This is a genomic window from Mycobacterium sp., from assembly GCF_040509115.1.
In the GTDB taxonomy this organism is placed as follows: Bacteria; Actinomycetota; Actinomycetes; order Mycobacteriales; family Mycobacteriaceae; genus Mycobacterium.
The window spans coordinates 1-15,318 of sequence record NZ_JBEVLO010000190.1; the positions used below are offsets into that span (position 1 = coordinate 1).

Consider the following 15,318-nt stretch of genomic DNA (forward strand, 5'->3'; position numbering starts at 1 on the left):
CGACGTCGCCGAGCAGCAGCCCGCGCCCGTCCAACCGCACGACGGTGTCGCCATCGCGGGCCACCGTGACTGCGCCGGTGCCCAGGGCGACGGCCGCACCGTCGCCGCCGGCGAAGGCGCCGACCTGCCACGCCGCCGAGTCGGACACGACGAGCACCGTCGTCGCGGGGTCGAACGCGTCTGCCAGCGCATCCGCGAACGCCTGCGCAAGGGTCGCCGACGTGACGACACCGGGCGCCCCCACCACCAGCCGCGCCACCGGTGGGCGCGAACCGCGGATCGGCGCGACCGCGGTGCGCACCGCACGGGTGACGACGCGCGCGGCCCCGGCGGGTCCGATGTCGCTGAGCCCGGCACCGGGCTCGGTCCGGACGTCCACAGAGGGGGCGACGACCCGGACGTGGCCGCGGCCGACGTCGACGAACACGTCGGTCATGTCCGACCGTCGCTGGGTGGCAGGAGGTCGATCTCGATGAGGTACCGGTCGGCCCGGTAGATGGCGTCCACGAGTTCGACTACGTCGCCGTGGTGGTCACGCGAGACCCGCACGAAGCGGAATGCCGCTGTCCCGGAGGCGATTTCGAGCAGTGCCGCATCAGCGTCGGACGGGACGACCGGCGCGACGGTCTGACGGCCGCTGGCGACGCGACGCCCGAAGCGCTCCCGCAGCAGTACGTAGAACGACCCGCTGGCGAGATCGGCCGCCGACAGGCCCGGCGTCCGCGCGGCAGGCACGTGCAGCGTCTCGAGCGCGATGGGCTCGTCATCGGCCCTGCGCAGCCGGCGTACCACCAGGACCGGGTCGCCCTCGCCGATCTCGAGCCGTTCGGCCAGTTCGGCGTCGGCCTGTTTGGTGACGTCGTCGACGAGTTGCGAGGACGGCCGGTAGCCGCGGCGGGTCATGTCCTCGTGGAAGGAGGTGGCCATGAGCGGCTGGGCCACCGCGGGGCGGCGCACGAAGGTCCCGGCACCGTGGCGTCGTACGACGATGCGCCGTGCTTCGAGCTCTTCGAGAGCGCGCCGGACCGTCATGCGCGAGACGCCGCAGCTGGACGCGATTTCCCGTTCGCCGGGCAGCAGGGCGCCGGGTCCGAGACGCTCGGCGAGCTCTCGGACGTACCTCTCCGCTTGATTCGCTCGAACGGGCACGCAACAGGTATAGACCTCTCGCCGGGGGCGTGCAACTCCGAGACGAGCGGACCCCGGCCCTACGCCGCGTTGTCGGCCCCAGACCTACGCCGCGTTGTCGGCGCCCTCCTCGGTGCCGTAGCGCCCCGGGTTGAACAGCGACGCCAACGCCCCGAGCACCATCATCACCGCGGCGGCGATGAACACCACGGTCAGCCCGGAGTGGAAGGGCGCCGTGATCAGCTGGGGGAAGAAGGTCTTGCCCGTCAGCAGGTCGGCGTTGACACCGGGCTGCGTCAAGGCCCCCGACGGCCCGAGCAACTCACCCATCGGGTTGTACCCCAGGAACGCGGCGAAGAGGCTGCCGACCGGAGGCAGGTTCGCCACGTCGTTCGCGACGGACGCCGAGACACCCTGCGCCTGAAGGCCACTGCTCATCGCCGACGGCAGCGTGTGGGCCAGCCCGACGATCATCAGCGAGAAGAAGACGCCGATCGACAGTGACGATCCGGCGTTGAAGAAGGTCGCTCGCACACCGGACGCTGCGCCGCGTTGGGCGGCGGGCACGCTGGACATGATCGCCGCGGTGTTGGGCGCGGTGAAGATGCCACCACCGAGTCCATTGAGGAACACCAATAGCGCGAACACCCAGTAGTCGAAGTTCACCGGGATCAGCACCAGCGCCACGAACGTCGCCGCCATCAGCACCATGCCGCCCACGGTGAACGGTCTTGCGCCGAAACGATCGGACAGCGAGCCCGCGACGGGACCCGCCACCAGAAAGCCCACCGTGATCGGGAGCAGGTAGATGCCCGCCCATAGCGGGGTCGACTCGAAGCTGTAGCCGTGCAACGGAAGCCAGATGCCCTGGAGCCAGATGATGAGCATGAACTGCAGGCCGCCGCGACCCATCGACGACATCAGCCCGGCGAGGTTGCCCATCCCGAAGGACGCGGACTTGAACAGTCGGACGTCGACCATCGGGGATTCGACGTGCAGTTCGATGAAGCAGAAGGCCACCAGGCACGCGAGTCCAAACGCGATCGCGCCGAGCACCATCGGGTTGGTCCACCCGGTCGTGGAGTCGCCGTAGGGCTGGATGCCGTAGGTGATGCCCGCGAGCAGGACCGTGAGCCCGACGCCGAAGGTGATCGTGCCGGGCCAGTCCAGCTTGCCCGGGGTGCGGGTGCCGAGCTCGCGCAGCGACCTGATGCTCCAGATGGTGCCGAGGATGCCGATCGGGACGCCCACCCAGAAGATCGCCTTCCAGTGCCACTCGGAGAGGAAGCCACCGATCAGCAACCCGAGGAACGATCCGGCAACGGCGGACACCATGTTGACCCCGAGCGCCATGCCGCGCTGGTTGGCGGGGAACGCGTCGGTGAGGATGGCCGACGACGACGCCATCAACATGGCGCCGCCGATGCCCTGGATCACGCGCCAGCCGATGAGCCACAGCGCACCGCCACCGAGGTGGAACGGGTCGAAGGACAGCGCGACCGCGGCGACGGTGAAGACGACGAAGCCCCAGTTGTAGATCTTGACGCGCCCAAGCATGTCGCCGAGGCGACCGAACGGCACCACCAGCACCGCGGTGACCACCAGGTAGCCCATCAGCATCCACAGCAGGTAGCTGACGTTGCCGGGAGCCAGCGGGTTCAACCCGATGCCGCGGAAGATCGCGGGCAGCGAGATGAGCACGATCGAGGCGTTGATGGTGGCCAAGAGGGTGCCCAACGTGGTGTTGGACAACACCACCCACTTGTAGTGCGGGTGGTCGTGGTCCATCCGCATACGTCGCCGCGCGGTCTCGGCAACGGCCACGTCGGGGTTTGCCACTTTGGATACCCCTTCAGGGGACTTCGTCATGTCGATCTCAGTCGTCATCGCTTCACTTCGGTCGCGTATCGAAACCATTCAGGAGCAAGGGGCCACGCTGCCCAAAACACATATGTTAGCTATATAAAACATCTCAGGGCAATTTCCATTCCGCTCCCGTCCGATCCATTCCGATCCCGTCCGATCCCATCCGATCGAGGCATTTCCGGCCAGATCGACTCTCGGCGGTGGCTCCACCAGTCGACCTCGCCGGTCGCCTCACCCCGCCCCGTTTCGCCTGCAGCGCTGCGCTACCTTGATACGGTCCGCGGGAGCACACGCCAAGTGCGCTGAGAGGACGGCTGAAGGGGCAACGCCCCGGCGCCGTCGACCGTAAGAACCTGACCGGGTAATGCCGGCGTAGGGAGATGAAGGTCACGTGAAGTACCTGCCGCTCGCACCACCCGGCCAGACGCCACTGCGCGTGATGACGATCGCGGGGTCCGACTCCGGCGGCGGCGCCGGAATCCAGGCCGATCTGCGCACCTTCGCGATGCTTGGAGTGCACGGCTGCGTGTCGGTGGCGGCGGTCACCGTGCAGAACTCGGTCGGCGTGAAGGGCTTCCACGAGATCCCTCTCGACGTCATCACGGGACAGATCCGAGCCGTCGTCGAGGACATCGGCATCCAAGCCGCCAAGACGGGAATGCTGGCGTCGTCGAACATCATCGAGGCCGTCGTACAGACGTGGCGCGCGCTGCGAACGGACACCGGATTCGAGGCGCCGCTCGTCGTGGACCCCGTGTGCGCCTCCATGCACGGCGATCCGCTCCTGCACCCGTCGGCACTGGACGTCCTTCGCAGCGAGCTCTTTCCGCTCGCCACCCTGGTCACGCCCAACCTCGACGAGGTCCGCCTCATCACCGGCATCGAGGTCGTCGACTCCGCCACGCAACGCGACGCCGCGAGGGCACTGCACGCGATGGGACCGAAGTGGGCGCTGGTCAAGGGCGGCCACCTCCGCTCGTCGTCACACAGTCCCGACGTGCTGTACGACGGCACCGACTTCCACGAGTTCGACGCCGAACGCATCGACACCCCGCACGACCACGGCGCGGGTGATTCGCTGGCGGCCGCGACCGCCTGCGCACTGGCGCACGACTACTCGGTACCCGACGCCGTCGCCTTCGCCAAGGATTGGGTGACCGAATGCCTGCGTGCGGCATACCCATTGGGCCAGGGCCACGGACCGGTGTCGGCCCTGTTCAGGCTTGAGCCCCAGGAACCGGGGAACGATGGACGTTGACGCTATCGCCGGCATCGCGCACACGCCCGCCTGCGAGCCGACCGGCATCGTGCTCCTCACCCACGGGGCTGGTGGCAACAGGCAGTCGCCGCTGCTGATCAAGCTCTGCGACCAGTGGGCCTCCCGCGGCTGGCTGGCGGTGCGCTACGACCTGCCGTATCGACGCCGCCGCCCGAAGGGCCCGCCGTCGGGATCGGCCGCCAGCGATCAGGCCGGGATCGCCGAGGCCGTCGCCCTTGCCAGAACGTCGACCGACGGACCGGTCATCGCGGGCGGGCATTCCTACGGAGGGCGGATGACGTCGATGGCGGTGGCAGGCGGCGACGCTCCGGTCGACGTGCTGGCACTGACCTCCTATCCCCTGCATCCGCCCGGCAAGCCCGAACGCGCCCGGACCGAACACCTTCCGCAGCTCACGTCGCCAACGGTCTTCACGCACGGCACGGCCGACCCCTTCGGCTCCATCGACGAGGTGCGCGCCGCCGCGGCCCTGATCACGGCGCCCACCGAGGTGATCGAGGTCACCGGCGCCCGGCACGATCTCGGCTCGAAGACGCTCGACGTGCCGTCGCTGGCCGTCGACGCAGCGCTACGTCTGCTGGCTTGAGCACTGCCCCACCCGAGGGACGCCGGACTGCTATCTTCCGGGGTGTGACCTGGCATTCCGGCGACCCCGCATACGGGCCGCCAAATCCACCGCCAAATCCACCGCCGCCTCCACCGCTGCCGTACCAGTCCTACGGGCAGGGCCCGTACCAGCCGTACGGCCACCCTCCGCCGCCGCCGATGCCACCGAAGCGATCGCGCAAGGGACTGATCATCGCGTTGTCGATCGTCGGAGTGATGGGCCTCGGCATCGTCGCCATCGGCGTCACGGCGGTGTTCCTGCTCAAGGACAGGACGATCGCCACCGAGCTCGCCGTCGGCGACTGCATCGCCGACATCCCGGACAGCGACCTGGTCGCGGCGGTCAAGACCGTCACGTGCGATCAGCCCCATTCGGGTGAGGTGTACTCAGTGCTGACCATCCCCGGGGACGGCTACCCGGGCGACGCGACCATCACGGAATGGCAGAACAAGTGCCCGCTCGAACTGCAGTCGTACTCACCCACGACCCTGCTTGACGAGTCGAACAGCGTGTTCGTGCTGTATCCGACCGAGGACACCTGGGCCGACGGTGACCACGCCGTCACGTGCATCGCGACGACGACGGCCAAGCAGACGGGCACGATCAGGGGCTGACCGCCCGCGGGCGGATGAGCCTGCCAGCTACCTACCCGTTACCTGAGGTACCGTCTGGGAATGACTACGGAGCGATTCGACGCGGTCATCGTGGGGGCCGGATTCGCGGGAATCGGCGCCGCCATCCAGCTCAAGCGGCTTGGCATCGACGACTTCGTCATCCTGGACCGCGAGGACGATCTCGGCGGCACCTGGTACGTCAACCACTACCCGGGCCTGGCCGTCGACGTGCCGACGACCACGTACTCGTACTTCTTCGAGCCCAACCCGAACTGGTCGCGGCTGTTCACCCCGGGCCCGGAGATCAAGCAGTACGCCGACGACGTCGCCGACAAGTACGGCGTCCGCAAGCACATGCGCTTCAACACGACCGTCGATGGCGCGCGCTGGGACGAGGACGCCAGTGTGTGGCGGGTCGCCCTTGCCGACGGCGAGACGTTGACGGCGCGCTACCTGATCACGGCGACGGGCTTCCTGTCCCAGCCGAAGGTTCCCGACATTTCGGGCATCAACGCCTTCGGCGGCAACGTCATCCACACCACCGAGTGGGAGGACGGCTTCGACGCGACCGGCAGGCGCATCGCGGTGATCGGTACGGGTGCCACCGCCGTGCAGCTGATCCCCGAACTCGCCAAGGACGCCGCCGACCTCACCGTCTACCAGCGCACGCCGATCTGGGTGGTACCCAAGATCGATCTGCGGTTCGGTGAGCGGACCAAGCGGCTGTTCGCACGAATACCGTTGACGCAGAGGGTTCTTCGCTGGTTGACGGATTCGATCTACGAGGTGATGGTCTCGGTCGGGGTGCGGCACTATCGGACCTTCCGCGGGAGGTTCAACATCTCGGCCTCCGACCTGTCGAAGATTCACCGGTTCGCCGTGATCCGCGACGCCGACCTGCGCCGTCGACTCACCCCGAACTACGACTTCGGCTGCAAGCGGCCAACTTTCAGCAACGGCTACTACCGTGCGTTCACCAGACCACACGTGCACCTGCAGGACGCGGGCATCGACCACATCGAGTTCGACGGCATCGTGGCCAAGGACGGCACCAAGAACGTCATCGACACCTTGGTGCTGGCCACGGGCTTCGATCTCTGGGAGGCCAACTTCCCAGCCATCGAGATCATCGGGCGCGATGGTCGTGATCTCGGAAAGTGGTGGCGCGACACCAGGTTTCAGGCGTATCAGGGAGTGTCGATGCCGTACTTCCCGAACTATCTGAGCCTGGCGAGCCCATATGCGTTCCTCGGGTTGAACTTCTTCAACACGATGGAATACCAGATGCGGTTGATGGATCGACTCTTCGGCGAGGTCAAGCGGCGCGGGGCGACGACGTTCGAGGTGACCGAGGAGGCCAACACGGCCTTCCTGGACCGGATGACGGAGTTGCTCGGCGATTCGTTGTTCACCACCGGCAATTGCGCGAACGCGCATTCGTACTACTTCAACCCGGCGGGTGAACCCACGCTGTTGCGGCCGTCGTCCACCGAGTCCGCCATCAAGGAAGCCTCGGAGTTTCCGTTGAGCGACTATCAGATCGCTTGATCACTAGCGACCAACGCCAGATAGGAATACCACGTGCCCCAGGACAAGAACTCCAAGCTGCCCGCGATCGCCGGGCTCGCGCTCGCCGGAACGGGCGTCGCTCACTTCGTCAGCCCGCAACTCTTCGACGGCATCACCAAGCCGGTGTTCCCGCGGGACACCGCCCGCCACATCCAGACCAACGGCGCCATCGAGACGGCGCTCGGTCTCGGGCTGCTGGTGCCGAAGGCCCGTCGGCTGGCCGTCCTCGGATCGCTCGGATACGTTGCCTACCTGGCGGGCAACGCCATTCGCAACCGGTAGCGTCCCGCCAACGTCAGGTCCAGGAGCTCACCGAGCATCGCCTTGGTTCGCTCGGACGTGCGGTAACCGCTGAGCCGGCCCACATCGATGACGAGTGCCATCGCGGCGTGCACGACGAAGCGCGCCTCGCCCGTCGTCAACTCGGGACGCACCGCGACCACCAACTGGGTCCACGACTCGACCGTGGCCCTCTGCATCCCGCGCAGCAGATTCTGGTCCGCCGCAGGCAGATTGCGTCGTTCCGCGTAGTAGACGGTCTCGAACTCGGGAAACGCGAACGAACTGTCCACGTACGAGTCGATGATCCCCCACAAGGCGTCACGGGGCGTCGGCGCGCGCGCCGCAATGGCATCCACCTCGCCCGCCAGCCACTCCCCCGCGCGCCGGAACACCGCACACAGCAGGTCGCTCTTCCTGGAGAAGTAGCGGTACACCCCCGGGGCGGGCAGCCCGACCGCTGAGGCGATGTCCTCGACCGTGGTGTCGCGGTAGCCCTTCGCGTTGAACTGTCGCATCGACTCGTCGAGCAACGCGTCGTAGGTCGACGCGGGCGGGCGCCGCGCCGATCCGCGAGCGGAAAGGGTGTTCGACGAGCCTGCGAGATCGGCGTCGACGATGACGGCGGCGAGGTCGGCGAGCACAGCCTTGATCCTGGCGGCAGGCAGTTTGGCGCGGTGGTCGACGACGCTGCCGACGACGCTGAGCACCGACGTCGACAGTGTCCAGCGCTGCTGGGAGGTCAGCTCGGGCCGGAGCCGCCGAAGTGGTCGTTGAATGCGTTGGTGCACCACGCGGATGTGGCCGCTCAGCGTGTCTTGGTCCTCGTCGCGAAGGTATCGGGCCTCCCACCGGTAGAGGCCGCCCGCCGTCCGGTTGGCCATGGCGGTGTCGATCAGTGCGGCGATGACGTCGCGCAGTACGGCCGCCGCGGCGGCGTCGTCCGGAAACGGCGCCTTCTCGGAGCATCCGTCGTCGGCGAACGCGGTGGCGTCCACCAGCTGCTGACTGAGGCTCAGAACGGCGTCGCGGAACAGGACGTACTTGCTGGGGTAGTGACGGTGTAACGCCCGGGTCGAGATCCCGACGCGCGATGCGATGGTCTCCATGGTGACGCCGTGGTAGCCCAGCGCACTGAATGCCTCCGCCGATGCGCGCGCGATCTGAGCCTTCCGGCCCCTTGGCCGCCGCGCCACCATGTCCTCACGGTAGTCCGGCGGCCGCCTGACCGCGGGCGAACACCGAAGTCGGCCCAGGTCGGAAACATGCTGGCACTTTGGTCGCCAAGTGCATCTGCAGCAACTGCAATGAAGTTGCCAACGGAAGGATCGACGCAGGTGGCCGGGGATCCCTTCCCTGGACAGTTATCACGGTGAAGGTGGCCACGGCGACCAGGATGACGAAATGACGAAGGGGGTCTCTACGCTTGGCCCGTGGCTCCGCCGGATCAGCCAGCGCTGCAGCGCAAGTTGGGTATGGCGGACGCGGTCACCATCGGGCTGGGGTCGATGCTCGGTGCGGGGATATTCGTCGTGTTGGCACCGGCTGCCGCCGCGGCTGGCACGGGGCTCCTGCTGGGTCTCGTCGTCGCGGGCATCGTCGCGTATTGCAACGCCACCTCCTCGGCGCGCCTTGCGGCGCGCTACCCGCAGTCGGGTGGCACCTACGTCTATGGACGGGAGCGCCTCGGCCCGTTCTGGGGATATCTCGCCGGCTGGTGCTTCGTCGCGGGCAAGACGGCATCGTGCGCGGCGATCGCCCTGACGGTCGGGGCGTACGCCTGGCCTGCACATGCGCATGCCGTGGCGGCGGCCGTGGTGATTGCGTTGACGGCGGTCAACACCGTCGGCGTGCAGAAGTCGGCGTGGTTCACCAGAGCCGTCGTCGCCGTCGTGCTCGCGGTCCTGGCGGCGGTCGTCGTGGTGATCGCCGGGTCGGGCGGCGCCGACGCGGGCCGGTTGTCGCTGGGCGGGGGGAACGCGTTCGGGGTGCTGCAGGCGGCCGGGTTGTCGTTCTTCGCGTTCGCCGGGTACGCCAGGATCGCGACGCTGGGTGAGGAGGTGCGTGACCCGGCGACGACGATTCCGCGCGCGATCCGCATCGCACTGGGACTGACGCTGGCCGTGTATGCGGGGGTTGCCGTCGCCGTGCTAGGCCAATTGGGCAGTGCGACACTGGCATCGGCCACTGCGCCGCTGGCCGATGCGGTGACGGCGGCCGGGCATCCGGCGCTGGCGCCCGTCGTGCGGGTGGCGGCGGCGGTCGCGGCTCTCGGCTCGCTGCTGGCTCTGATCCTCGGTGTGTCACGAACGGTGCTGGCCATGGCACGGGATCGTCGTCTGCCGACGGCACTGGCGAGGATCCACCCCCGCTTCGGGAGTCCCTACGTCGCGGAGATGTCGGTGGGCGCGGTGGTGGCCGTCCTGACGGCGGTGCTGGATCTACGCGGGGCCATCGGCTTCTCGTCGTTCGCGGTGTTGGTGTACTACGCGATCGCCAACGCGGCAGCGTTGACGTTGGGCCGCAGCAAGATGATTCCCACGCTGGGCCTGCTCGGGTGCGTCGTCCTGGCTGTCACGCTGCCGGGGGCGGCGGTGGCCGCCGGCGTTGGGGTCACGCTAGTGGGCGCCGCGGCGTACGGGATGCGTCGCCCCTGACGTCGAGTCGTGCGTCGACGCCGCCACGTTGGCGAGCGGGCGATCGACGAGCTAGGCAGCGCCGTCGACCAGTACCGACGCGGCACCCAACATGTGGGCCCGCACCACGTCGGCAGCCAGCGCGCCGTCTCCGGATTCGATGGCGTCGACGATTTCCAGGTGGCGCTTGGCGTCCATGTTCTTCAACGCCCGGTCGACGCCTGCGTACATGATCGACATCCGGATGCTGCCCTCCAGCGACGACCAAGAGTGCATCAGCGTTTCGTTGCCTGCCAGGTGGCACATGGTGCGGTGGAACATCAGGTCGGCCTCGATGCGGTCCTCGAGGTTGGCGGCCGCCCAGCGGTCCATCTCGGTGACGGCCTTGCGCAGCTCCGCCACCGCCCCCGATCGATCGGCGCGCGACGCCAATTCGCTTGCGGCGAGGGATTCCAACGCGGCCCGGACGCCGAAGATGTCGCGGATCTCCTTGGTATCGAGGTGCCGCACCGAGAGCCGCCCCCTCGCGCCCGCCGAGATCAGGCCCTCCTGCTGAAGCTGACGCATGGCCTCGCGCAGGGTCCCGCGACTGATCTGCAGGGCCTCCGACAGCTCGGTTTCGACGAGGTGCGTCCCCGGTTGCAGCTGTCCGGTGGTGATCGCCTTGCGGAGCGCGGATAGGGCCTGCTCGCGCAAGCTCGTCTTCTCCAAACGCAGAAGCGAGCCGGATTCGACCGTCATGGGGGGTCCCTCACTGTCAACATTTGGCTGTCGACACCGATGCTACAGCCGCTCGAGGACCGAGGCGACGATTCGACGCGTCGACAGCCCGTAACGATCGTGCAGCGTCGGCAGGGCTCCCGCCGAGAGGAATTCGTCGGGCAGGGCGATTGGCGTGATCTGCCTACCGAGACCTCGACGCACCGCGGCCGAGGCGACGGTCTCGAACAACCCACCCACCACGGTGTGGTTCTCCAGGGTCACTGCCAGGCGGTCGGTGTCGATCTCCCGCAGCACGGTGTCCTCGTCGAAGGGCTTGATGGTCGGGGTGTGCACGACGGCGACGTCCACCTTGTGAGCGGCGAGCTCCTCGGCGGCAAGCAGCGCCCTCATGGTCATCAAGCCACTGGAGACGAACACCACGTCCGCCCCGGGTCGCAGCACCTTGGCCTTGCCGAGCTCGAAGGTGTAGTCGTACTCGTCGAGCACCGTGGGGACCTGACCGCGAAGCAGCCGCAGGTACGTTGGTCCCTGCGCCTCGGCGAGTTGCGGCACCGCCTGCTCGATGTCCACCGAGTCGCACGGGTCGACGATGGTCAACCCAGGGATGCCGCGGAAGATGGCCATGTCTTCGGTCGCTTGGTGCGACGGCCCGTAACCCGTTGTGAGACCGGGCAATCCACCGACGATGTTGACGTTCAATCCCGGCTCGGCGATGTCGAGGCAGATGAAGTCGTACGCGCGCCTGGTGGCGAACACCGAGTACGTGGAGGCGAACGGAATCAAACCCGTCTCCGCCATTCCCGCGGCCGCCCCGAACAACAGCTGCTCGGCCATGCCCATCTGGAAGAACCGGTCAGGCATCGCCTGCGCGAACAGGTGCATGTCGGTGTACTTGCCGAGATCCGCGGTGAGACCGACGATTCGGTCGTCGGCCTTGGCGGCTTGAACGAGGGCGTGACCGAACGGTGCAGGCGTGGTGCGCTGCCCGGGGTCGGCGAACGAGGCGATCATCGCCGAGGTGCGTAGCGGCGCTTGAGCGGTCATGGCACGGGTTGTCATACTAGGGCTCCTTCAAATCCTTCGGTGAGCTGCTCGCGGCAGACCTTCCATTCGTCGGCGTCAATCCGCATGAAGTGCGCCTTCTCTCGGTTCTCCAGTAGCGGGACGCCGCGGCCGACCCTGGTGTCGCACAGGATGACTGCGGGCGTACCGACGACTTCGGCGTGTTGGGCCGCGGCGTCGAATGCCGCGAGAAGCGCATCGACGTCGTTGCCGTCGACGCGTTGGGCGAACCAACCGCAGGCCGTCCACTTGTCGGTCACGGGTTCGGTGCGCAGTACGCCGACGGTGGGACCGTCAGCTTGCAGCGCATTGACGTCGACCAGGGCGACCAGGTTGCCGAGGCGGTGATGACTGGCACCCATGGCGGCCTCCCACGTCGACCCCTCGTCGAGCTCACCGTCGGAGAGGAAGTTGATCACCCTGGCGTCCGACTTCTGGTGTCGCAGTCCGAGCGCGATGCCAACGGCGACGGTCAGGCCGTGGCCCAGGGACCCCCCGGAGATCTCCATACCCGGTGTGTAGCTGGCCATTCCGGACATCGGCAGACGGGAGTCGTCGCATCCGTAGCTGTCGAGTTCGTCGACGGGAATGATGCCCGCCTCGGCCAGCGCCGCGTAGAGGCCGATCGCGTAGTGTCCGGTGGACAGCAGGAACCTGTCGCGCCCTTCCCAATCCGGATCGTCGGCGTGGTAGCGGAGTTGGTCGGCGTAGACGCAGGCGAGCATGTCGGCGGCACCGAGGGCCTGCCCGACGTAGCCCTGTCCCTGCGCCTCGCCCATGTTCAGCGCGTGGTGCCGGATGCGGTAGGCGGCGGCCTTGACGTCGTCGCTGCGCATCAGGCGGCCATCACGTGTGACTCGGCGGCGGCCTTGTCGGCCAACTGGCGCTCGCGTGCCCCCCACGTCTCACGGGTGACCAGCGCGGCAACCAGACCGATCGCCATGTACGCGCTGAACAGCAGCGCCGGGCCGGTCCAGCCGATCCATTCGTAGAGCAGCGTGGTGATGAAGGGGGTGAAGCCGGACACCATCGCCGAGATCTGGTATGCCAGTGAGGCTCCCGATGCACGGGTGTTGGCATTGAATAGCTCGGGGAACCAGGCCCCCTGGGCGCCTGCCAGTGCGTTCTGGCACAGGCCGTAGGCGATGACGAAGGTCGCGATGATGAGCACCATCAGGCCGGTGTTGACCAGCATGAACATGATGACGCCGAACGGGATGCCGAAGGCGGTGACCCACAGGTAGACCGGCCGCCTACCGACCTTGTCGGTGAGCCGGGCCCAGGCCATGGTGGCGACGATGCCGAGCGCCGACGCGACGCACAGCGCAACGAGAGTCTCGGTCTTGGTGGCCAGTTCAGCGGCCTTGAGGTAGGAGATCATGTAGGTGATGGACACGGCGTAGCCCGCGGTCTCGGCGATGCGAAGGCCGATGCCTCGCAGAATGTTTCGCCAGTCGGTCTTGACGACCGCGACGATCGGGGACTTGACGATGTCACCCTTGTCCTTGACTTCCTCGAAGACGGGCGACTCCGGCACGCGGGCCCGGATGATCAGACCGACCATGACGAGCACGATGCTGGCCAGGAATGGCACGCGCCACGCCCAGTCACCGCCGAGATGCACGCTCACCAGGAAGACGAGGTTGGCCATCAGCAATCCAACCGGGAAGCCGGCCTGCACGATTCCGGTGTAGCGCCCCTTCTGCTTCCACGGTGCGTGCTCGTAGCTCATGAGGATCGCGCCGCCCCATTCGGCGCCGAAGGCCAGGCCCTGGACGATGCGCACGGTCACCAGCAGGATCGGCGCGAGGATGCCGACGGAGGCGTAGGTGGGCAACAGGCCGATGGCGAAGGTGGCCAGGCCCATCACGATCAGTGAGGCGACGAGGACCGGCTTGCGGCCGAGTTTGTCGCCGAGGTGGCCGCCGATGATGCCGCCAATCGGGCGGGCGGCGAAGCCAACCCCCAGGGTGGCGAAGGCGGCTAGCGTGCCTGCCACCGGGCTGGCGCCGGGGAAGAAGGCGGTGCCGAAGTACAGCGCGGCGGCCGTCCCGAAGCCGATGAAGTCGTATGTCTCGATGACGGCTCCGACACCGGAACCGATCGCAACGCGTCGGGCGTCCTTGGTGCCGTGCACCGGGCCTCGCATCTTCAGAGCGTCATCGCTCATGGTCTTCGTCCTTTCAATCCGGTCCCACCAGGGCAGTCAAGGTCACTGTCAACGGTCAACAGTGCGGTACGTCACCCAGTGTGACCACGCCCACACGTCATTGTCAACAGTCAACATCAAATTGATGTCGGTCGTTGACTGTTAACAGTTGGCGAGTTAGTGTGGTCGTCATCACAGCCCGACCGAACAGAGGAATCCCCGTGTCAAGGCACGACGCCCCCGCTACCCGCAATCGCCTCTCGCCCCCGCAGTTCCACGCCCGGCTCGGGTGTTCGACGATCAGCTTTCGACACCAGGTCCTGGCCGAGGCGCTGGAGACCATCTCCTCCCTTGGCTTCACCGAGATCGACCTCGGCGCCCTGCCGGGGGTCTGCGATCACGTCCCGTACGTGCTCGACGCCCGCGCGGTCGAGGACGTCGCCAGCACGGTCGCCGCATCGGGCCTGCAGGTCCGCTCGGTCAACGGGGACGTCGGCGACCTCAACGCGCCACTCGCCGCCGGCCCCCGTGCCGACCGTCAATCCCACCTGGAAATGCTGATCGGCCTCACCGCGGCCACCAAGGCCCGGGCGCTGGTGCTGCCGTGCGGCGCCATCGATCACGCGCCGATCGAGACGCTCGAGAGCGATGTCGCCCTCGTCGCCGACCAGCTCGGCGCAGCCGCCCGAGTCGCCGCCGCCCACGGCGTCCAGCTATGGACCGAATCGCTGCACCTGCACCGCCTGTGCTGGAACATCGAACGCGCACAACTACTTTCAGACCAGCTGCCCGAAGACGTCGGCATCGTCATGGACTTCAGCCACATCGTCGCCTCGGGCGGCGACCCCGTCGACTTCGTCGAGCGGTTCGGTCCCCGCATCGCCCACGTCCACATCCGCGACGCCGTAGCGGACAACATCAACCTCTCGGTCGGCAACGGGCAGGTCGACTTCGCCCGTGGTCTCAAACAGCTCGCCGAGGCCGATTACCGCGGGCACTTCTCGCTCGAGCTCGAAACCCGCGACATCCACCACGAACAACGGCCCGCGGCGGCAGCCAAGGCCGGTCACCACATCTCCGCACTCATCTGAAGGGACCAAGAGACATGACCATCAATATCAACATCAACACCAACACCAACACCGTCCGCACCGCCGTGATCACGGGAGCGACGTCCGACCGCGGCATCGGCATGACCCTCGCCGAGCGCTATGCCCGCGAAGGTTGGGCCGTCGTCATCCTCGACCTGGACGGTGAGAGGTCGGCCAAGGTCGCCGCCGACATCGGCAACCAGTTCGCCGTGGCCGCGTTCGGACACGCCGTCGACGTCACCTCCGAGGCCTCGGTCGCCGACGCCGAGGCTGCCGTCGCGGCCGAGGTGGCCGCCGGGAACCTGCCGCCGGTCG

At 67.5% G+C, this 15,318-nt stretch carries 16 protein-coding genes; 8 read left to right on the plus strand and 8 right to left on the minus strand.

Annotated features, from left to right (window positions below; translation table 11 throughout):
* From ABW137_RS13410 to ABW137_RS13420, 3 genes are all read right to left on the minus strand, one after another.
* Positions 1-436, minus strand: a 436-nt coding sequence (locus ABW137_RS13410; RefSeq protein ID WP_526400638.1) for a hypothetical protein, incomplete at its 3' end; no start/stop codon positions are given.
* Positions 433-1,149, minus strand: coding sequence for a GntR family transcriptional regulator (locus ABW137_RS13415; protein WP_526400640.1), 717 nt, complete (start codon positions 1,147-1,149; stop codon positions 433-435). The genes ABW137_RS13410 and ABW137_RS13415, both read right to left, overlap by 4 nt.
* Before the next feature lie 84 nt (positions 1,150-1,233).
* The gene (locus ABW137_RS13420) at positions 1,234-3,015 is read right to left on the minus strand and encodes an MFS transporter (RefSeq protein WP_526400642.1); all 1,782 of its coding nucleotides are present in this window, start codon (positions 3,013-3,015) and stop codon (positions 1,234-1,236) included.
* 370 nt (positions 3,016-3,385) lie between these two features.
* Between ABW137_RS13420 and thiD the strand changes: the two genes are divergently transcribed.
* The 5 genes from thiD to ABW137_RS13445 are packed head-to-tail and all read left to right on the plus strand — an operon-like array spanning position 3,386 to position 7,345.
* On the plus strand, positions 3,386-4,252 hold the full coding sequence (gene thiD / locus ABW137_RS13425) for a bifunctional hydroxymethylpyrimidine kinase/phosphomethylpyrimidine kinase (protein WP_526400644.1): 867 nt from the start codon (positions 3,386-3,388) through the stop codon (positions 4,250-4,252).
* Entirely contained in the window at positions 4,242-4,859 is a 618-nt protein-coding gene (locus ABW137_RS13430) for an alpha/beta hydrolase family protein (RefSeq protein WP_526400646.1), read from the plus strand. Before thiD ends, ABW137_RS13430 begins: the two co-directional genes overlap by 11 nt.
* A gap of 44 nt (positions 4,860-4,903) precedes the next feature.
* Positions 4,904-5,494, plus strand: coding sequence for a septum formation family protein (locus tag ABW137_RS13435; protein WP_526400648.1), 591 nt, complete (start codon positions 4,904-4,906; stop codon positions 5,492-5,494).
* 60 nt (positions 5,495-5,554) lie between these two features.
* Entirely contained in the window at positions 5,555-7,042 is a 1,488-nt protein-coding gene (locus tag ABW137_RS13440; RefSeq protein ID WP_526400650.1) for a flavin-containing monooxygenase, read from the plus strand.
* 33 nt (positions 7,043-7,075) lie between these two features.
* Positions 7,076-7,345 (plus strand): DoxX-related protein, encoded by a 270-nt coding sequence (locus ABW137_RS13445; protein ID WP_526400652.1) that lies wholly within the window; start codon positions 7,076-7,078, stop codon positions 7,343-7,345.
* Here the strand turns inward: ABW137_RS13445 and ABW137_RS13450 are convergent.
* Positions 7,312-8,541, minus strand: coding sequence for a TetR/AcrR family transcriptional regulator (locus ABW137_RS13450; protein WP_526400654.1), 1,230 nt, complete (start codon positions 8,539-8,541; stop codon positions 7,312-7,314). The two genes, ABW137_RS13445 and ABW137_RS13450, sit on opposite strands and share 34 nt — an antisense overlap.
* Before the next feature lie 276 nt (positions 8,542-8,817).
* Between ABW137_RS13450 and ABW137_RS13455 the strand changes: the two genes are divergently transcribed.
* A complete protein-coding gene (locus ABW137_RS13455; protein ID WP_526400665.1) occupies positions 8,818-9,999 on the plus strand; it encodes an amino acid permease in 1,182 nt (393 codons plus the stop codon).
* Between the two features lie 51 nt (positions 10,000-10,050).
* Here ABW137_RS13455 and ABW137_RS13460 read toward each other — a convergent pair whose 3' ends face one another.
* From ABW137_RS13460 to ABW137_RS13475, 4 genes are read right to left on the minus strand one after another with little or no spacing between them, the layout of a single operon-like run.
* Entirely contained in the window at positions 10,051-10,719 is a 669-nt protein-coding gene (locus tag ABW137_RS13460; protein ID WP_526400656.1) for a GntR family transcriptional regulator, read from the minus strand.
* A gap of 42 nt (positions 10,720-10,761) precedes the next feature.
* The gene (locus tag ABW137_RS13465) at positions 10,762-11,745 is read right to left on the minus strand and encodes a transketolase family protein (protein WP_526400667.1); all 984 of its coding nucleotides are present in this window, start codon (positions 11,743-11,745) and stop codon (positions 10,762-10,764) included.
* A gap of 11 nt (positions 11,746-11,756) precedes the next feature.
* Entirely contained in the window at positions 11,757-12,599 is an 843-nt protein-coding gene (locus tag ABW137_RS13470) for a transketolase (RefSeq protein ID WP_526400658.1), read from the minus strand.
* Entirely contained in the window at positions 12,599-13,933 is a 1,335-nt protein-coding gene (locus ABW137_RS13475; RefSeq protein WP_526400660.1) for an MFS transporter, read from the minus strand. Before ABW137_RS13475 ends, ABW137_RS13470 begins: the two co-directional genes overlap by 1 nt.
* Positions 13,934-14,133: 200 nt before the next feature.
* On the opposite strand from ABW137_RS13475, the gene ABW137_RS13480 reads away from it, so the two are divergent.
* The gene (locus ABW137_RS13480; protein ID WP_526400661.1) at positions 14,134-15,003 is read left to right on the plus strand and encodes a sugar phosphate isomerase/epimerase family protein; all 870 of its coding nucleotides are present in this window, start codon (positions 14,134-14,136) and stop codon (positions 15,001-15,003) included.
* A 14-nt stretch (positions 15,004-15,017) separates the two neighbouring features.
* A partial coding sequence (locus ABW137_RS13485; RefSeq protein WP_526400663.1) for an SDR family NAD(P)-dependent oxidoreductase occupies positions 15,018-15,318 on the plus strand: 301 nt, incomplete at its 3' end.